Raw genomic sequence first — 21553 nt, forward strand, 5'->3', positions numbered from 1 at the left:
AATCTAGTTAGTTGGTTTATTCTTTGTTCCGTAAAAGTAAAGTGAATGATTAGAAATTGAAATATCAAATACCTCTTCGATCGTTTGTTTTATAGTCTGTATTCTAGGATCGCAGAATTCGATGACTTCACCAGTATCAGTTAAGATGACATGGTCGTGTTGTTTATCGAAGTATGATTTTTCATAATGCGCTTGATTTTGACCAAACTGATGTTTGCGAACCAAGGCACATTCCAGAAGAATTTCAATTGTATTGTAAAGCGTAGCACGACTTACTCGATAGTTTTTATTTTTCATTTTGATATATAGAGATTCAATATCAAAATGTTCTTCACTATCATAAATTTCTTGAAGAATAGCATAGCGCTCAGGTGTTTTTCTGTGACCTTTTTCTTCTAGAAATTTTGTAAAAACATTCTTTACAATTTCTTGGTTGCTCTGTTCTGTATTTATACTCATAATTTGTGTTGCAAATTTACACAATTATACTCTTGTCACCTTATCTATTCCATTAATTTTTTTAAGGTTAGCCATAAGTTTTTTCAACATAGTATTGTTGGTAACTACTACATTTATCTTTCCTGAAAAGATGCCACCATCAGTATCAAAACTTATACTTTTCATATTAACGTGCATGTTTGACGAGATTTCTTTGGTGATATTGTTTACCAATCCTAAATTATCAATTCCAGATAAGGTGATTTGTGCAGAAAACTCCTGTTGAGACGAATCAATCCATTTGGCGAGCATGATGCGATATGCATAATTAGATCGCAAACTCAATGCATTAGGACAATTCTTTTTATGTACTTTAATTCCTTCATTAATAGTTAAAAAACCAAATACAAGATCACCAGGAATCGGGTTACAACACGTCGATAGTTTATAATCGAGTTTTTCTTCTTCTTTACCAAAAACAAGCATATCGTATTTGGCAGTAATTTCTTCCTTGTCAATATCTGGCGCGACTGATGGTTTACGAATCTTACTTTTGATATAGCTCATAAACATATTACTTCGAGAAGCAGCATACTCCTTAAGCATTTTATTGTCTATGGTACCAATACCAATCCTGTAAAATAAATCGAGGCTCGTTTTTAGTTTGAAATAATTCACCATTTCATTAATGGACTTCTCATCCAAACTAATTTTCAGTTGTTTTAGCTTACGTCTCAAAATCTCTTTGCCATCTTGAGCAACCTCTTTTTTCTCATCTTTTAAAGATGATTTTATCTTGCTTCGTGCACGTGCTGTAGTAGCATAGTCTAACCAGTTACTATTTGGTTTTATGTTTTCAGAAGTTAAAATTTCTACCTGATCACCACTATTGAGCTCATGACTTAAAGGAACTAACTTCCCATTCACTTTTGCACCACGTGTTTTCATACCAACTTGAGTATGGACGCTAAATGCAAAATCTAAAGGAGTTGCACCTTTAGGCAATGATTTTAAATCACCATTAGGAGTAAATACATAAATCTCCTTGGCGTAGAGGTTGAGTTTAAACTGCTCTACAAAATCGACAGCATTCGATTCGTTGCTTTCTAGTGCTTCTTGTAATTTGTCAATCCAAGTGTCTAATGCGTCCTCTGCATTACCTTGTTTATACTTGTAATGTGCAGCATAGCCTTTTTCGGCAATTTCATTCATTCGTTCACTACGGATTTGCACTTCTACCCAACGTCCTTTAGGTCCCATTACTGTAATGTGTAATGCTTCATAACCTGTAGATTTTGGCGATGAAATCCAATCACGTAAACGAATTGGGTTAGGAGTAAAGTGGTCGGTAACGATGGAATATATTTTCCAAGCGACAAATTTTTCGTTTTCGAAATCGCACTTGTATATAATTCTAACAGCAAATTTGTCGTACACTTCATCAAAGACAACACCTTGTTTTACCATTTTTCTCCTGATGGAATAAATAGATTTTGGTCGCCCTTTAATGTTATATTCTAAATCTTCACTATCTAAAGAATCTTCTATAACTTTTGAAAACTCTTTTATGTAATTATCCTGTTCTTCTTTACTTTCTTTAATTTTTTCAAAAATATCGTTATAAACCTCAGGTTCAGTATACTTAAGTCCTAAATCTTCAAGTTCTGTTTTAATATTGTAGAGCCCAATTCTATGTGCTAAAGGAGCATAAATGTATAAGGTTTCAGAGGCAATTTTTTCTTGTTTATCAGGTCGCATCGAATCCATTGTTTGCATGTTATGGAGCCTGTCTGCGATTTTAATAATTATCACACGAACATCATCATTCAGCGTGAGCAACATCTTACGAAAGTTTTCTGCTTGAGTAGAAACATCTTTGTCTTTGTTTAAAGATGAGATCTTTGTGAGTCCGTCAACAATGCGTGCAATTGTTTCACCAAACATCTGGCTAATATCTGAAAGCGTATAATCTGGATTATCTTCAACCACATCATGAAGTAATGCAGCTGCAATACAGGTAGCATCTAAACCAATTTCACTCGCTACAATTTTAGCTACCGCAATTGGGTGAAAGATATAGGCTTCACCAGACTTTCGACGTTGATCTTTATGCGCGTCAACAGCCACTTCAAACGCATGACGAATTAATTTCTTGTCAGTGGTTGAAAGCGTTTGATAGCTTACCTTAAGAAGATTTTTGTAAGCTTTTGCTATCTCTGCATTCTCTTTTTCGATGTCTACTTCTGCCATAAAACTAAAGTAGCAATAAGAAATGTAATGAGCAATACTTTTTAGAAGGAAATTTTTATTGATGAATATTACATCAGATATATCGAATCTGTAGCAAGAAAAAAAGGTGGATCTTTATTTTAATAAAGAAGAAAACGCTATTAATTTTTTAAAATTATCATAAGCTAATTTATTTCCTCAAATTCCGAACACGTTCCAAAAGTGTCGGATGCGAATAATGCATCCAAACATATGATGGATGTGGTGTTAGGTTACTCAAACTATTTTTTGATAATTTTTTAAGTGAAGTGATTAACGGTTCAGCTTTGTATGTCGTTTTTGCATAATCATCAGCTTGGTATTCAAATTTTCGTGAGATGTAATTCATAGCTAATCCTATAATTTCTGAAATAGGCGAGTACAGCATTCCGAAAGCAATTAAGCCAACATGAAAACTTGGGATTTCAACGCCTAACGCATTTGACAATAATGGATTTGCTATAAAATTCGACAAAATGAATAACATCAATCCTGTAAGTAATATGGAGGTCACTAGATTAAAAATAATATGTTTCCGTTTATAATGACCAACTTCATGGGCTAAAACGGCTACGATTTCTTCTTCCTCTAAATCCTTAACTAAGGTATCGTAAAGCGTGATACGTTTTTCGCTTCCGAAACCAGAAAAGTACGCATTGCCTTTTGTACTGCGTTTAGAACCATCAATAACAAAAATGTTTTTTAAACTGAAACCAACAGATTGTGCATATTCTGAAATTTGTTCCCTCAAGGTTCCATCTTCTAAAGGTGTTTGCTTATTGAAAATAGGCACGATAAGTTTGGCATAAAACAGGTTCATGAATATTGTAAATACAGTTATAATTCCCCAAGTATATAACCAAAATTGTTCCTGTGTTTGTTGGTAAAACCAAATGATAAGAGCTAAAATTGCGCCACCTAATAAGGCTGACATAATTAGCCCTTTTATTTTATCTAGAATAAAGGTTTTAATTGTGGTTTTGTTAAATCCGAATTTCTCTTCAATAACAAAGGTTTTGTAGACCGAAAAAGGTAATGAAATAATATCGCTACAAAACATAATAATCCCGAAGAAAATCAATGCAATACCTATAGGGTTTTCTGTGTAGGTTCTCGCAATATTGTCAACAAATTCAAATCCGTCTAAGAGCAAAAAGCCTAGAGTTAAAATTATAGAAAACGCAGAACTATAAATTCCGAACTTATAATTTGTTTTTTTATACGCTTGCGACTTTTTGTATTCGGCTTCGTCATAGACATCATTAAGCTCTTCTGGAATGGCATCATCATAACGTTTAGCATTAAGTGTATCCAGCACTTTATCAATAATAAAGTTGATAACAATAATGCTTATAATGATATAGAATAAAGTAGTTGAGGTCATGAGTGTTTATTTGAAATCTCGTTGTCTTTTCGCTTCAAAAATAAGAATTCCTGCTGCAACTGAAACGTTCATACTGTCTATTTCACCTTGCATTGGAATAATTATATTTTGAGTAGATGCTTCCAGCCATTCATTAGTAAGACCATCAGCTTCAGTACCTACAACAATTGCTGTTGGTTTGGTGTAGTTTTGAGTATGGTAATCTGTTGAAGCTTGTAAAGCAGCGCAATAAGTATTTATATTATTCTGATTAAGAAATTCAATAATTTCTGTTGTAGAACCCATCGCTATCTGATTTGTAAACAGACAGCCTACGCTGGAGCGAATGATATTTGGGTTGTATAAATCGGTTTTTGGATTGGCAATAATTACAGCATCAACTTTAGCAGCATCTGCTGTTCGTAACAAAGCTCCAATGTTTCCTGGCTTTTCTGGAGCTTCAGCAATTAAAATTAAAGAATTTTTATGGTCAAGTTGTAAATTCTCTATCAGATGAGATTTGCTTTTGGCTATGGCAATAATGCCTTCAGTGGTATTGCGATGAGCTAATTTTTGAAACACGTCTTTTGAAATTTCAATAGTATCACTAATCAAAGAAGAGAATTGCTCTAATTGTTCTACTGAAATAAATTCTGGATAATATAACAAGGTTTTAATTTCAAAATGCCCTTTGATAGCTAAAGATAATTCTCTCTGACCTTCAATTAAAAACAATCCTGTTTTTTTACGTTCACGAGATTTCTCCTTTAAAACAAGTATTTGTTTTACCAATGGATTTTGTGTGCTCGTAATCTCTTTGTGTTGCATTCGATGTTTTATTCAGTATATTTGAATATCCGCAAATTTACACTTTTATGGTGCAATAGCAAGGTCTTCTGCACATTAGAATTTTCCAGATTTTTAATATTGAAGGTAGGGAAACGTATCACTTACTTGTTATAGTATTGACATCAATTCATTTAAGTATTAACACTTAATTTGATTGTAAGAAACAACTAACCAAACTCTTTTCGTATGAAAGTAAAATTACTATTTCCGCTTTTAGCCCTCCTTTTTTCAATTTCTACATTTTCACAAGTACTTAATCAACCAAATGATATGTTTGTTTGTGATGGCAGTTCTAATGATGGAATTGCAGATTTTGACCTTGACTCTCAAACGTCTCAAATTTTAGGTGGCTTAGACCCAAACGATTATATAATTACATATCATGAGACGGAAGCCGATGCTTTTAATCAATTAAACCCTTTAATTTCACCATATTCTAATATTTCAAATCCACAAACAATTCACGTCAGTGCAATAGATAATGGAGGGAATTTAATAGATATACTTACTTTCGATTTAATTGTAAATTCACTACCTATTAACGGATTTGCACAAGATGTGTTAGCATGTGATGAAGGTGGTGGTTTTGCCGCGTTTAATCTAAGTCAGTTTGATGCTGAATTTGCAGGAAGTAATCCAAGTTTTATAGTTAGCTATTACGAAACACTTCAAGATGCTGATTCAAATATTAATCAAATCACAAACCCTGATTTTTATTATAATACTGTTCCTTACTTTCAAACAATATATGTTAGAATTGATGATGCGAACTCAGGTTGTTATTATGTGAGTGGAAATACTGTTTTGTATTTAAATGTGACACAAGAAATAGTTATTAACGTACCAACACCTTTAGTGGTTTGTGATGACGATGATGATGGTATTTCAATTTTTAGTTTAGAAGATAAAACTCCTGAAATTTTGGGAGGAAATCAAAATCCAACACTTATAGTAAGCTATCATGAAACACAAGCAGATGCTGATAATTCTACTAATGCTTTGTCATCACCATATACAAACACGATAGTGTTTGGTCAAATTGTTTTTGTAAGAGTAACTGATATTAATGGAGACTGTTTTCAAACTACAACTTTAGAATTGGTTGTTGATATCAATTGTTTATTTATAAACCCATCAGTTACTCTTGAGAGCTGTACAGATGGTCCTAATCTTGAAACTACATTTGATTTAACAGTAGCAAATACATTAATTGTAAACAATCAAAATACAGCAGACTTTAGTTTCACTTATCATCTAAGTCAAGCAGATGCTGATAATCAAGTTAATCCTATTCCTAATCCTAACGCTTACATTAGTTTTAATCCAACAGAACTGGTTTACGTTTATGTTGAAGAGCTTGCTACTGGTAATAGTGCTATCGCAACTATTTATCTTATTCCTAATATAAGTCCACAAATAGATTTTAATGGTCCTTATACAATTTGTAGCGGAAATGAAATCGTACTATATCCATTCATTAACAATGATATTGGAGTTTTTGATTATTTATGGAGTACTGGAGAAACTGATCCTGAAATTGTAGTAAATGTTGGAGGTGTTTATACAGTAACTGTTACAGATTTAAATACAGGTTGTGTATCATCTGCTAGTGTAGAAGTTATTGAAGGAGGTAATGCTCCAGCACTTGGTGATGCAGCAGATTTGTCTAGTTGTGAACCAAATGCAACTTTTGATTTGACGACAACACTCCCAGAGATTTTAAACGGTTTAGACCCTAGTATATTCATTGTTAGTTTCTTTAATGATGCTAATTCTGCGTATACAAACACTAATCCAATTACTAACGAAGCCAATTATACGCCATTCAATGCTACTGAAACAATTTATGTTAGAGTACAAAACATTAGTGATGATTGCTTTGAAATATCTGATTTTACTGTTACTAGTGATAATTCATGTCCAGTAATTGTCGATTGCGCTGAACCAATAACTAATACATTTTGTTATACTAATGGTCCAATAGAGATGTATAGATATGAAAGTGCTGATAGTTCACAATTACAAGCCTTTTTTATAGAAGGACAAGTAGAGGTTAATTATGATGAACTTGTGGTTTACGATTCAGACGGATTTACAAATTTAAACCCAACAACTATATATGGTGATAATGGAAACCTTGCAGGTTTAAACTTTATTTCAACAGGAAACAGTATTACAGTTTTTGTGGATTCTGATGGAAGTGTGTCTTGTGCAGATCAAAATTATACACCTATAGTGTATGAGGTAAGTTGTGCAGATCCTAATGCGTTACCTGGTTGTAATGCTACATTAACACAACCTTTAGATGGAGCTGTAGACGTTGACGAAACTACTGTAATTACGTGGACTGCTTCTTCAGGGATTGTTACTGGCTATAAACTATCACTTGGTTTAACTTCAGGAGGTACTGAAGTATTAGATCATGTAGATGTTGGCAATGTATTGACTTACGATGCTGGAATCCTAGATTATGAAGTGACTTATTATTTAACTATAACACCGTATAATACAAATGGTGATGCCGAAGAATGCACTGAAAATAGTTTTACAACTAGAGCAAACCCTAATCAAATAGTAGTTTGTAATGAAGGTGTAGTGAATACTACATATTGCTATGACAATAATGATACGAGTGAATTTAATTTTCAAAGTTCAGATGGTTTACCATTGACGCTTTACTTTAATACAGGTGGAACTGAGGTGACTTTTGATGAAGTTTCAATTATCGATTCTGATGGCTCAATTTTGAACCCTAATTTACCATTTGGAAACGATGGTAATTTCGCAGGCTTGACGTATACATCAACAGGAAGTTCTATTACAGTCCAATTTGATTCTGATGGTTCAGTTAGTTGTGCTAATGGAAATGCATGTTGTACGGAGCAGTTTGACTTTGATGTGTATTGTACAGGTTCAATAGGGATTATTGAAGTTAATGCCTTTGTAGATGATAATGTAAATAATGTATTTGATGCAAATGAATTTAATTTCTCTAATGGATATTTCACCTATGAGGTTAATGGAGATGGAAACATCAATACAGTGAATTCATCAACAGGTAGTTTCCAAATCATTAGTGGAAATGACTCAGATGTTTATGAGATTACCTTTAATTTATATGATGAATCTGCTGGTTGTTATGATATTACTACTGCTAGTTTCAATAATATTAGTGTTCCAGAAGGTAGTACTGTTGCTGTAGATTTTGCAGTAGTTGAAGAACAAAGTTGTGAAGATCTAGCAGTATATCTAATAAACTATTGGACACCTCCAAGACCAGGTTTTTCTCATGAGAATTACCTTGTTTTAGAAAACTTAGGGTTTACAACTATTTCCTCAGGAACTGTAGAGTTTACTCATGATCCATTATTAGTATATAATGGAGTAACAAGTGTTAATCCAAATTATACAATTACAAATACAGGTACTGGATTTACTGTAGATTTTGTAAATCTACAACCAGGCGATGTTGAGTATATTGATATCTCATTAACTTGTCCAGTAGTAGTAGAGATAGGAGATATTCTAACAAATTCAGCGATATATGTTACAGATACAAATGACTTAGTACCTGGCAATAATTACTCAACTTTATCTGAATTGGTTGTAGGTTCTTGGGATCCCAACGATAAAATGGAATCTCATGGCCCTAAAGTTTTATATGATCAATTTGTGATTTCAGATGAGTGGTTATATTATACTGTTCGTTTCCAAAACTTAGGAACCGCTGAAGCAATCTTCATTAGAATTGAGGATGAACTAGATGCGAGTTTAGACGAAACTACATTTCAGATGCTACGATCTAGTCATGATAATGTAGTGACAAGAAATGAGAATTATTTAGAATGGTTTTTTGAAGATGTTAATTTACCAGCTGAACAAGATGATGCCGATGGAAGTAACGGTTATGTGTATTTCAGAATCAAACCAAAAGCAGGCTATGCTTTAGGTGATGTCATTCCGAATACAGCTGCAATCTACTTCGATTTCAATGCGCCAGTGATCACTAACAGATTTGAAACAGAATTTGTAGATGATGCGCTTTCAGTTTCTGAATTTGATTTCAACGGATTCAACATGTATCCTAATCCAGCAAAAGATGTTCTAAATATTAAACTAAACAATATCACAAAAGCTAATCTTAGCATTTATGATATTCAAGGAAAATTAGTATTAGAGCATTCTATTTCTGAAGAACAAAACTTTGAACTTAATGTTTCAGATTTACAAAGCGGAATGTACTTCGTGAAATTAAATACTGAAACTAGATCAATCGTTAAAAAGTTGATTATTGAATAAGAAAGATTAAATAAATTATTGAAAGCCTCAGAATAATTCTGAGGCTTTTTAATGTTAAAGATTCTCAGTTAGTTGGCGTGTTTCATTTCATAAATTGAATAATAATTTTCTTACATTTGTTTTATAATTTGCTAGATATGAAATATAAATTACTCGCTTTCTTATTTTTATTCGGAGTTATAGAATTTAATGCACAAACAACTATTGATTGCTTAAGCGGACCATTAAATGTGTCCTATTGTTATGAAAACGACGATGTTAATAGTGTTACATATACTAGTTCAGACGGTTCGTCTTTGAGGCTTGTTATTGTTTCTGGTACTGTAGAAAATAATTTTGATGAACTCATTATATTAGATTCAGATGGTATTACTGATTTAAATGAAGCAACTCCTTACGGACAAGATGGAGATATCACTGGAATGAGTTTTGTGTCTTCAGGTGATTCAATAAGTTTCTTAGTTGATTCTGATGGGTCAGTAAGTTGTGCTACAGGAAATTTAGATGCTACAGAATATCAAGTAGTTTGCTCAACATGTGCTAATCCACAAGCTACTTTTGAAGAGGTTAGCGATTGTAATAATGGTGACCAATTTCTAGTAAATATAGATGTTACAAATCTTGGAGATGCAACTTCACTAAATATGTCAAATAGTTTAAATGCAAATACATCAACTATTTCTGCTATTGGAACGTATCAAGTAGGTCCTTTTTCTATATCAGAACAAGTGATGGTCACACTACAAAATAATCAAGATGTGAATTGTAGCATAACTAGCAGCGAACTTGAATTCCTTTATTGTCCTCCTGTAAATGATGATCCATGTGATGCAATTGTTTTAACTACTGGCAATGATCAATGTAATTTGTTTAGTTCAGGAACTATAGCTGGAGCAACAGATTCTGGTGTAGCGTTTCCTGTTTGTCAAAGTAATGCTAATGATGATGTGTGGTTTCAATTTACGGCTACGACTGAGTCTCAGATTGTAAGCATTCAAAATGTTACAGCTGGTACGTTTAATTTGGATCATGCTGTATACGAAGGTTCATGTGATAATCTTACTGAATTGTATTGTACTGAAAACCCAGATTCGGTTGCAGCACAGCTTATAATTGGTGACACTTATTTTGTTCGAGTATTCTCGTTTGGCTTGGAGCCAGAAACATCAAATTTCGATATTTGTTTAAGTGATGCACCTGCTAATGTTATATGTGAGGAAGCGGTTCCGTTTTGTACAGGTAATGGAACACTTATTACAAATAACACGACTGGAATTCAAGGACTCAGTGATATAGCATGTTTAGGCTCAGCACCAAACCCAAAGTGGAGTGTTATTCAAATTGGAGAATCTGGTACTATTGAAATTGAAATTGAACAGACTGAAGAAAATGGTAATTTATTGGATGTAGATTTTGTGGTTTGGGGACCGTTTGCAGATATTCAAAGTGGATGTGCTATTTTAGAATATGGCTGTCCTACGTCTAACGATTGTCCTAATAATACAAATAACCCAACTTTTTATCCTTATGGAAATATAATTGATTGTAGTTATTCTGTATCTAACATTGAAAACTTTAATATTGATGATGCTCAAGCTGGTGAGATTTATATTTTGTTGGTTACTAATTATTCAGATCAACCAGGAATTGTTTCAATTACGCAAACAAACTTAAACCAAGCTGGATCTGGTAGTTTAACTGCAGAAGTTGAAGCCGACTTAGGACCCGATTTAAATATATGTGAATCAGATAATAATTCTGTGATTCTTGGAAGTGAGTCAACATTTGCAGATAATTATGAATGGTATTTTAATGGCTTCTTCATGGTTTCAGGACCTGACTTGTCTTCTTATACTGCAACTCAGTCTGGTGTGTATTCAGTTTATGTTTATAATGAAAATTGTGATGTCACAGCACAAGATGATATTTTAGTGTCGTTTGTTAATTGTGATGATGTTGGACTTATTAATGTGAATGCATTTTATGATGCAAATGATAATGGAGTTTTTGACACCAATGAGACTAGTTTTAGTAATGGTTACTTTACTTACGAAATTAATGATGATACTATTATTAATACAGTATCATCTTCTACAGGAAGTTTCACTTTAGCTAGTGAAATAGAGACAGATACTTATGATTTTAACTATTATTTTTATGATGAATACGAAGATTGTTATGACGTCTCTACTGCTGTTTTTGAAAATATAAGTGTATTAACTGGAGAAAATGTAACTGTTGATTTTCCTATTGTAGATGAACAATCTTGTGAAGATATTGCTGTGTATTTAATTAATCAGCAAGCTCCAAGACCAGGATTTTTTCATAATAATTATTTAGTAATTGATAACTTAGGCTTATTCACTACATCTGGTAGTATCGAATATATCTTAGATCCAGGATTAACCATTAATACAACTAGTACAGCTGGTAATTACACAATTACTTCATCTGCAAACGGATTTGTTTTAGATTTTTTAAACCTCCTTTCTGGTCAAAATATTGTTGTAACAATTGTTTTGCAGACACCAGTAACAACTAATATTGGAGATTATGTAACTAATACAGCAACTTATATTACTGCCGAAAATGATATAGTACCAGATAATGATTCGTCGTCAATAACAGAATTAGTTATAGGTTCTTATGATCCTAATGACAAAATGGAATCTCATGGTAGAGAGATCTTATATGCTGATTTTGTCACTTCTGACGAGTATTTATATTACACCATTCGTTTCCAAAATCTAGGAACTGCCGAAGCTGTTTTTGTAAGAATTGAAGATGCTTTAGATGTGCAATTAGATGAAACTACGTTTCAGATGTTGCGCTCTAGTCATGATTATGTTGTCACACGAACTGATAATAATCTAGAATGGGTTTTTGATAATATCAACTTACCAGCAGAACAAGACGATGCTGATGGAAGTATAGGTTATGTGTATTTTAAAATTAAACCAAAAACTGGTTATGCTATAGGTGATATCATACCAAATAGTTCAGCTATTTATTTTGATTTTAATGCACCAATAATTACAAATACTTTTGAGACAGAATTTGTAGAGGAACTTCTTTCAGTTTCGGAATTTGATTTTAATGATTTTGAAGTATTTCCAAATCCAGCTAAGGATAAGTTTACAGTTAAACTGAATACTTCAATAAACGGAACTTTAAGTGTGTATGATATTCAAGGCAAACTGATTTTAGATCAAAATGTTACCGAAAGTAATCTTATAGAAATGAATGTATCTCAGCTACAAAATGGCATGTATTTTATAAAGTTAAAATCAGATCAATTTGAAGCCATTAAAAAACTAATTATAGAATAAGAAAGATTAAATAAAGTATCAAAAGCCTCAGAATACTCTGAGGCTTTTTTTGCAATCTATTCTCAGTATCTTCGTCTAAGCACAAAAACCAAAAGACACCATCCTATGAAACTTAAAAGTTTAGTAATTGTCGCATTGATTATCTTCTCATCTTGTAAAAATGATAAATCATCTGAAACAGTTGAATCTATTGATTATTCTGAAAATCAATTAGATATTACTACTAGCACACATCCAGAATCTATTTCAAGAGTTTTTGAAGCTCATGGAGGATTGGATGCTTGGAAAGAAATGCAAACGCTCAAATTCACAATGGCTAAAGAATCTGGAGATGAAATAACAACCACAGATTTATACAATAGAAGTTCTTTAATTGAAATGCCTAAACATACTATTGGTTATGACGGTCAAGAGATTTGGTTAAACAAAATGGATACAACAAGTTATAAAGGGAATCCAAAGTTTTATTACAATTTAATGTTCTATTTCTATGCCATGCCTTTTGTTCTGGCCGATGATGGAATTGTTTATGAAGATGTACAGCCTTTAGATTTTGAAGGAAAAAGTTATCCTGGAATTAAAATTTCTTACGAAAGTGGAGTAGGGGAATCACCTGAAGATGAGTATATTTTATATTACGATTCTGAAACAAATAAAATGGCTTGGTTAGGTTATACAGTGACGTATTTCTCAAAAGAAAAAGGAAAAGAATTTCATTTTATAAAGTATAGTGAATGGCAAAATTCAAATAATATGCAACTTCCAAAGACGTTGACTTGGTATAACTATGAAAACAATTTGCCAACTACTAAGCGTAATGATTTAGAATTTTCTAGTGTAACGCTTACTCCAGTTAAGATGAATTCAAGTGTATTTAGTATGCCTGAAGGTGCTGAGGTTATAGAATAAGAGTAAAAACCATAAAAGAAAAAGCATCGTAATTTTTAAAGTTATGACGCTTTTGATATTCTATTCAAACTCTTTTCGAGTTCCATCTTTTATACCTCGATAATAGGTGTCATTCTCTATAAAAAGAACTTCTCCATATTTTCCTTCTTTAATACTGGAATCTACACCAAATATTTTACCATGATAAACGCTTATAACTTCATCAAACGAACAATGTCCAACTACAATGTGTTCGGATTTGGTTTTTAATAAAACATCGTCAATAATAGCATCTTCTAATTTGTCGTTAAAATAGCCTCTGTACCAAATCGGACCAGTTTTTCCATAGTAGTTCGTATAGAATTCTGTAGATTTTAATTCAGATTTAGAAATATCAATTGAAGTTCTCATAGTTTCATTTATAACTTCAATATCGAAACTAATTTTAGATAAAAAATCTTGTGAAATTCCACCATGAACAAACACGTTGTTATTAATTCTTAAAATGGTATGTTTTGAGCGTAACCATCTCCCAAGGATAGTTTTGTTACCATATAATTCATCATATTCTAAGTTGAGTAGTGCTCCTACTTTTAGATATCTTTCATGCAAATATCTAAGGTCTTTATGTAAGACCATATATTCATGATTTCCAAGTAGAAAATGTACACGACCGCCTTTTTCTTTGGCTTGCTGTTCTAGTTTATAAATAAGCCAAAGCATTTCGTTTACTTTTGGACCTCTATCAAAAATATCACCTACAATTACAAAATGACCTTTGCCAAAATTCCAGTTCAACTCTTGATCTATGATTTTGTTATTTTTTAGAATTTCAATTGCAAGATCGTACTGACCATGAATATCACTTAAAACAACAATTTTTTCTACATCTAAAAAAACAGATTTCTCAGGAGTATAGATAGTATCATAAGCTGTAATATTAAGCGCTTCAGAAACAACTTCACCTTCAACAATAGATTTTTGAATTAGGCCGTCTGACGCTATAAAAACATATGGACCATCATTTAATTCTTGACCAAAACTAACATGACCAAGAAGGATGAAAAATAGTTTAATTAAGAGTTTTTGTGAATTCAATGCTTAATATTATTAGTTAGTCTTGGGTTTTTAGTTTTTCAGAATAACGCTTCCAAAGTTTCGTTTGGTGTGACTCTAAGCTAATTAGTCGCCCATCAATAAATGCATGAGTAAGGATGTTTGTTCTCATATCTAAAGCATCACCTTCGCTTATAAATAGAGTTGCGCTCTTACCTTCTTCTAAAGAACCATAAGCAGCATCAATTCCTAATATTTTAGCTGTATTTAAAGTGATTAATTGCAATGCTTGTTCTTTAGATAGCCCATGAGCTACTGTAGTTCCTGCATAAAACGGTAAGTTACGAGCATTCATGCGTTCCATATCACCACTACCTTCAAGAGCAACAAGAACACCTTTGTCGACTAATAATTTTGCTCTTTTAAATGGTAAATCATAATCGTCATCTGTTTGTCCTGGTCTGGAATGTACACGTTTTAATAATACAGAAATATTGTTCTGTTTTAATAAGTCAGCAACCTTATAAGCATCACTGCCACCAACAATGGTCATTTCTTTGACACCATTTTCTTTTGAAAAGTTAACCGCATCAATGATTCCTTTTTCATTGCCAACATGAATGTAGAGTTTTTTAGAACCATCAAAAAGGCCTTCGGTTGCTTGGAAAGGCAAATTAAGAGTCTGGTTAGTTCCTTTTGAATACGCTTTAGTTGCATTAAAAAAGTCTACGATTTCTTTAACTTGTTTTTCGTAATTTTTATTCACTTTCATTGCAGGATCTTCTCCCATCCACCATCGTCCACGACTAAAACTACTTGGCCAATTCAAATGAATACCATCATCTTCTTTTACCACAGCATCTTCCCAATTCCATGCATCTAACTGTACAACAGACGATGTTCCTGAAATGCGTCCACCACGAGGAGTAGCTTGAGCTAAAAGCACGCCATTTGGGCGTAATGACTCTACAACTTTAGATTCTGTATTATATGCAATCAAACTTCTAATATGAGGATTCCATGATCCTAACTCTGAATCGTCATCAGTAGCACGAACGGCATCAATCTCTACAAGACCTAATGTTGTATTCGGAATTATAAAACCTGGATACACATGTTTTCCGCTGGCATTTATAACTTCCATTCCTGTAAGGTCCATTTTTACTACAGTAGCATCAACAACAGTAGTTAGTTTTCCTTCTTTGAAAATGATTAAACTATTTTCAATTACTTCTCCATTTCCAATATGAGCTGTAGCTCCAGTAATAGCAATGGTTCTAGTCTGTTTTTTTCCTGGCGTTTGTTGCGCATTTGCAAAACCAAATGTCAATAGCAACAAAACGATATATAAATTTATTTTTTTCATGTCTTTGTATTTAGTGTGATTCATGGTCGATATAGTCACAATGCATTTGATCTTTCTCTTTCTTCTTAATAGGTTGTGTTTTCAAACCTTTATTTTTAGCTAACATCATTTGATTAATGAGTTCTGCTTTTTCTTTCTTGATTTGAGAACGCATTATTTCATCACGTATGATATCAAAATAAGTGACACCTTCAATAATAGTTTTTTCAGCTTTAGCATAAATAGATAATGGATGGTCTGACCATAAAACTAAATCAGCATCTTTTCCAACCTTTATACTTCCAACTTTATCATCAATGTGAAGTAGTTTTGCTGGATTTAAAGTGACGAATTTCCAAGCGTCTTCTTCAGAGATTCCACCATACTTAACAGATTTCGCTGCTTCCTGATTTAAACGGCGAGACATTTCACCATCATCACTATTAATAGCGACGACAACACCAGCATTATGCATAATTGCTGCATTATAAGGAATAGCGTCGTTCACTTCATATTTGTATGCCCACCAATCACTAAAGGTAGATCCTCCAACACCATGTTCTACCATTTTATCAGCTACTTTGTAACCTTCAAGAATGTGCGTAAACGTATTGATATTAAAATTGAATTGATCTGCTACTTTCATAAGCATATTAATTTCGCTTTGCACATATGAATGACAAGAAATAAAACGTTCCTTATTTAAGATTTCCGCTAGAACTTCCATTTCAACATCTTTTCGATATGACTTACCACTTTTCTTTAAAGCGTCATAAGCTTTAGCTCTACTGAAGTAATCAATATACAATTGTTCAACACCCATTCGAGTTTGAGGAAAACGCTCAAAACTTGACCAGTTGGATTGCTTTACGTTTTCACCTAAAGCAAATTTGATAAACTTCGGACTGTTTTTATAAATTAAATCTTGAGAATCCTCACCCCATTTTAATTTAATAATTGCCGAACGTCCACCAATTGGATTAGCCGAACCATGTAAAATTTGAATGGTAGTAACTCCTCCAGCAAGATCTCTGTATATATCAATATCTTCTTCATCTATAACATCTTCAATGCTAACTTCTGCAGAAGAATTTTGTCCACCTTCATTTATTGAAGATGCCGCAATATGCGAATGCTCATCAATAACTCCAGACGTTAAATGCTTTCCTGTTGCATCAATAACCTTTGCACTAGAATCTGAAAGGTTTTTACCGATTTTTACAATCTTACCATTTTTGATTAAAACATCTGACTGCTCTAGAATCCCTTCGGCTTCATTGGTCCAAACTGTTGCGTTTTGAAACAGTAAAGTTTCTTGTTTTGGTAATTCCTTAAAACCATAAGCCATATTTGGATAGGTTACAGGAGTCACGTCTTTTGTTTTTGAACTATCTACTTTTAAACTATCTGTTTTTTTAGTTTCTTTATTTTTTGTTTTAGAGTCTATTTTTCTAGCATAGAAGGTCAATTCATTTCCATTAGGATACAAAGCCTTTCCATTAAAATTCTCTCCTTGTGAAACATTTGCAATTAATCTTATAAACTCTTGTTTTGTTGAGTCTTTAGAAGTCATAGCAATTGACAGCCAATCATCGCTGTAGCTTACTTTAGATCCACGTTTCTTATCGTCAATAGTGATCTCAGAACTTAACTTGCTCAACTCACCTTTCAAAGTCATTTTATAATTTTCACGAGCAATACTAAATTCATAGTCACCTCTAATGTCTTTGGTGTTCATGTCGTTTACTACTGTTTGCGTTCCTTGAACCCAGTTTTCATAAATAGTAGTTTTCTTTTCAAAAATATCTCCTGAAGTAATCAAGAAATTTGCATAAGCTCCTTTGTTAAGATTACCAATTTCAGACTGTTTTCCTAGTAATCTAGCAGGAGTTGTTGTTAATGCTTCTAAAGCTTTTTCTTTAGACAAACCATATTCAATGGCTTTCATAAGTTTTGCTTTAAATGTCTTTAGAGATTTTAAGTCATGTGTTGTAAATGCAAAAGAAATATTGTTATCTGCAAGAACTTTCGGGTTTGAAGGTTCTTGATTCCAAGCTCTCATATCACTCAATGCTAATGATTGTGTTAAGTACACATTTTCTACATCATAAGCGTCTTGAAAGTTTACCGGAAGAATATATGCTGCATTAGTTGCTTTAACTTCATTAATACGTTCATATTCGTCACCACCACCAAGAATTACATATTGAACATCAAATTGATCTCCAACTTTATCTGCTCGTAACGCATTAGCTCTGCTTCCAGCTGAGAAGATTTGAACTAAACTTTTATTCTTGTTTAATGCCTCTATTGACAAATCCTTAGTTTTACTATTTCCTTTTGCGTACCAGTCTGCATCCAGATATAACTGACGAAGTAACGCCATACTTCCCATAATTGAACCAGGATACGATTGTCGTGAGGTTACACTTTTACTAAACGAAAAGTATTGTCCTGATTTTTGCTCTAGGATTTTTACTTCGTTACCACCTTCAGTATTAAGAGCAACTAAAGTTCCTGTTCCTCTTGCAATTCCATCCTGTATGTGTGTGTTTACAACACCAAATCCAGCATTTAAAAGTTCTTTAGCTTTTTTGCTATCGAACTTAAATTTTGACATTGCATTGCTTTCTGGCATAACATGGTCATTCCAATAATAACCTGTTCGTGTTGGATTATACTGTGGACTTCTACTACCACCACTTTCGCGTTTTGGTTTTTCTACACCAAAACTTGAATACATATCAATGAAAGAAGGATAGATGCTTTTGCCTTCAACATTGACTATAGTTGTGTTTTTTGGAATCGTCACTTGCGCTCCAGATGCAACAATTTTACCATCTTTAATAAGAAGTGTCCCATTATCTATAACTTGACTGGGAGTGATGTAAATCTTTGCATTTGTAAATGCGGTGTAATTGGTGTTAATGGTTTTTACGCCATCATTTTTTGGAAAATACTCTTGTGCTAATAGCGAAAAACTGCATAAAAAGAGCAGGAGTCTTAGAGGAATCTTTAACATATGTAATAGTTGATTAATAATTTGTCTAAATATAAAAATTAAAGGAAACCAATGAGGTATAGATTCGCTTTTTTAACGTTTAATCTAAAGGGTTTGATTTATAGTAATTTACTAGTAACGCAACAACATAGCTGTAGCTTTTCATTCCATCAGATTGATTACTTGCTTTTAGAAAGCTATCGAAAGTTTTTTCGAATATGGGTTCTAAAGGATTTTCGTAGGAATTCCAAAAATTTCTAACTTCCTGATAATTTTTTAAAACCCCTTTGTTTATTTTAGGAAAGAGGGTTTTATAAATCTCAGAATCCCTTTTGTGAATTTCATTTAAACAATGTCGCAAAGCAAAGGCATGTCCTGAATATTGAAAATATAGGTTTGGATGTTGCATAGCTGCCATACTTCCAATAAAATTTGCTTCGTTTTCTGCAGCATAACCTAATTGATGTGCCACTTCATGACTTCCTGTAGTTGGAAATTTATAAGAAGGTATCAGTCCATCAACTTGAGCTTCATTTGTAAATGGATTTAAATAACCCGAAAATCCCATATAAGTTAAGGGTAAACTGTAAATCGATTTTTTAATGCTTCGCGGATTATAATCTAAATATGGAAATGTCTTGGAAAGTTGATCATAACCTTCTGGTATCATTTTTAGTAATTCAGATTTTGAAAAAGGGATGTCTACTTTTACTGAATCGTTTTTTGTAATGCTTAAATGAATAGCATTGGTCTTTGTTATTAATTGTTCTGCGAAATCAACGAGTTCTTCAGTCGTGTAGTCTTTGTCAATGTTTAAAGATTCATGTAATGGTAAACGATAATAATTAAATGCCCATAAGAGGTGAAACGCAAAATATCCAATAGATATCGCTGAAAGCACATCTAAAAACCAATGTTTGGTGTCTTTAAAGATGCGTTTTCTGTTAACGATAAACCATCGAATTACATACAAGGTTAATAGAGTATAAAATATATCGCCAACTGAAATTGGTAACCAACCAAATACATAACGCATTCCTTTTGAAATATAAATGTAAATGCCGTTACTATATACTGATTCAACAAATGCTGGATAATTAGCCAATAACTTCAGTAATAAAACCTGAGGAATAATGGAGAAGGCGATGAGGCTTTTTTTGTGTTTCAGCATGACTCAAAAATACTAAAAAGAATGTACCTTTGCGAAACTAAAAACGAATAACATGAGCGCAGAAATTAGAGCACTAGAACCAAAAGCCCTTTGGAATAAATTTGCAGATTTAAATGCTGTACCACGACCTTCAAAAAAAGAAGAACGTGTCATTCAATTCATGAAAGATTTTGGAGCTAGTCTTAGCTTAGAAACTTTTGAAGATGAAGTAGGAAATGTCATCATTAAAAAAGCTGCAACTTCAGGAATGGAAGATAGAAAAACCATCGTTATGCAATCGCATTTAGATATGGTTCACCAAAAAAATAATGATACTGATTTCGATTTTGATACACAAGGTATACAGATGTATGTTGATGGTGATTGGGTAAGAGCAAAAGGAACCACTTTAGGAGCAGATAACGGTCTTGGAGTTGCGACTATCATGGCAATTTTAGAAAGTTCAGATATTGAGCATCCTGCTATTGAAGCCTTGTTTACAATTGATGAGGAAACTGGAATGACTGGAGCAATGGGATTAAAAGGAGGAGTGCTTTCTGGAGACATTCTTTTAAATCTAGATACTGAAGAAGATGATGAAATTGGTGTTGGTTGCGCAGGAGGAGTTGATGTAACTGCTTTAAGAACTTATGAGCAGGAGGAAACACCAGAATTTAAAATTGGATATAAAATCACGGTTAAAGGATTGCAAGGTGGACATTCGGGAATGCAAATTCAAGAAGGCTTAGGTAATGCAAATAAAATGATGAATCGTATGTTATTTGACGGTTTTGAAAATTTCGGATTGCGAATTTCTGAAATTGATGGTGGAAGTCTACGTAATGCGATTCCAAGAGAGAGTAATGCTATTGTCGTAATTGATTCTATTAATGAAGAAGCGTTTATTTCTGAAATGAACGATTTGGCTAATGAAATAAAAGTTGAATATAAAACCATGGAACCGGATTTAGTTATTGAGGTTTCAAAAACAGAAACACCAGAACAAATTATGGATCTTGGTGTTCAGGAAGGTTTAACTAGAGCATTGTATGCAGCCTTAAATGGTGTGTTTAGAATGAGTCCTGACATTCCTGATTTGGTTGAGACATCTAATAATATTGCTCGTGTAATTGTTAAAGACGGTAACATTAAAGTAGGATGTTTGACACGTAGTTCTGTTGAAAGTTCTAAATGGGATTTAGCTAATGGCTTAAGATCAACTTTTGAGCTTACAGGATGCGAAGTAGAATTTGGAGGAGATTATCCAGGTTGGAAGCCTAATATGGATTCTGATATTTTAAAAGTAATGGTGCCATTATATAAAAAATTAAACAATGGAGAAGAGCCACATGTTGCGGCATGTCATGCAGGATTAGAATGTGGTATTCTTGGAACTAATTATCCAGAAATGGATATGATTAGTTTTGGACCTAATATTAAAGGAGCTCATTCTCCTGATGAACGTGCTCAAATTTCATCAGCACAGAAATATTGGAACTTTGTTTTAGAGATTCTAAAATGCATTCCGAAAAAATAAGTTAAATAAAAAAAGCCTTTCAATTTGAAA

Annotated in this window: 12 protein-coding genes; 4 read left to right on the plus strand and 8 right to left on the minus strand. The window is 33.0% G+C overall.

Annotation, left to right across the window (positions count from 1 at the left end; translation table 11 throughout):
- Positions 1 to 3 precede the first annotated feature (3 nt).
- The 4 genes from RH81_RS13885 to RH81_RS13900 form a co-directional block, all read right to left on the minus strand.
- Entirely contained in the window at positions 4 to 459 is a 456-nt protein-coding gene (locus RH81_RS13885) for a Fur family transcriptional regulator (RefSeq protein ID WP_033961385.1), read from the minus strand.
- A 24-nt stretch (positions 460 to 483) separates the two neighbouring features.
- A complete protein-coding gene (locus RH81_RS13890; RefSeq protein WP_033961388.1) occupies positions 484 to 2688 on the minus strand; it encodes a RelA/SpoT family protein in 2205 nt (734 codons plus the stop codon).
- A gap of 169 nt (positions 2689 to 2857) precedes the next feature.
- Positions 2858 to 4090, minus strand: coding sequence for a M48 family metallopeptidase (locus tag RH81_RS13895; protein WP_033961390.1), 1233 nt, complete (start codon positions 4088 to 4090; stop codon positions 2858 to 2860).
- Positions 4091 to 4096: 6 nt separating this feature from the next.
- The gene (locus tag RH81_RS13900; protein WP_033961392.1) at positions 4097 to 4897 is read right to left on the minus strand and encodes a TrmH family RNA methyltransferase; all 801 of its coding nucleotides are present in this window, start codon (positions 4895 to 4897) and stop codon (positions 4097 to 4099) included.
- Between the two features lie 207 nt (positions 4898 to 5104).
- Between RH81_RS13900 and RH81_RS13905 the strand changes: the two genes are divergently transcribed.
- From RH81_RS13905 to RH81_RS13915, 3 genes are all read left to right on the plus strand, one after another.
- Entirely contained in the window at positions 5105 to 9217 is a 4113-nt protein-coding gene (locus RH81_RS13905; RefSeq protein WP_033961397.1) for a T9SS type A sorting domain-containing protein, read from the plus strand.
- A gap of 137 nt (positions 9218 to 9354) precedes the next feature.
- Positions 9355 to 12546, plus strand: coding sequence for a T9SS type A sorting domain-containing protein (locus tag RH81_RS13910; protein WP_033961402.1), 3192 nt, complete (start codon positions 9355 to 9357; stop codon positions 12544 to 12546).
- Between the two features lie 105 nt (positions 12547 to 12651).
- The gene (locus RH81_RS13915) at positions 12652 to 13455 is read left to right on the plus strand and encodes a DUF6503 family protein (protein WP_033961405.1); all 804 of its coding nucleotides are present in this window, start codon (positions 12652 to 12654) and stop codon (positions 13453 to 13455) included.
- 60 nt (positions 13456 to 13515) lie between these two features.
- On the opposite strand, the gene RH81_RS13920 is transcribed toward RH81_RS13915, so the two are convergent.
- From RH81_RS13920 to RH81_RS13935, 4 genes are all read right to left on the minus strand, one after another.
- Positions 13516 to 14532 carry a metallophosphoesterase gene (locus RH81_RS13920; protein WP_052172566.1) on the minus strand — a complete coding sequence of 339 codons (1017 nt, stop codon included), beginning with the start codon at positions 14530 to 14532 and terminating at the stop codon, positions 13516 to 13518.
- 16 nt (positions 14533 to 14548) lie between these two features.
- Complete coding sequence (locus RH81_RS13925) at positions 14549 to 15856, minus strand: amidohydrolase family protein (protein WP_033962140.1); 1308 nt, start codon at positions 15854 to 15856, stop codon at positions 14549 to 14551.
- Between the two features lie 10 nt (positions 15857 to 15866).
- On the minus strand, positions 15867 to 18857 hold the full coding sequence (locus RH81_RS13930; RefSeq protein WP_033961414.1) for an amidohydrolase family protein: 2991 nt from the start codon (positions 18855 to 18857) through the stop codon (positions 15867 to 15869).
- Positions 18858 to 18936: 79 nt separating this feature from the next.
- Positions 18937 to 20007 carry a DUF3810 domain-containing protein gene (locus RH81_RS13935; protein WP_033961416.1) on the minus strand — a complete coding sequence of 357 codons (1071 nt, stop codon included), beginning with the start codon at positions 20005 to 20007 and terminating at the stop codon, positions 18937 to 18939.
- Between the two features lie 52 nt (positions 20008 to 20059).
- On the opposite strand from RH81_RS13935, the gene RH81_RS13940 reads away from it, so the two are divergent.
- Entirely contained in the window at positions 20060 to 21523 is a 1464-nt protein-coding gene (locus RH81_RS13940; RefSeq protein ID WP_033961417.1) for an aminoacyl-histidine dipeptidase, read from the plus strand.
- Positions 21524 to 21553 lie beyond the last annotated feature (30 nt).

This window comes from Psychroserpens jangbogonensis (assembly GCF_000797465.1).
Taxonomy (GTDB): domain Bacteria; phylum Bacteroidota; class Bacteroidia; order Flavobacteriales; family Flavobacteriaceae; genus Psychroserpens; species Psychroserpens jangbogonensis.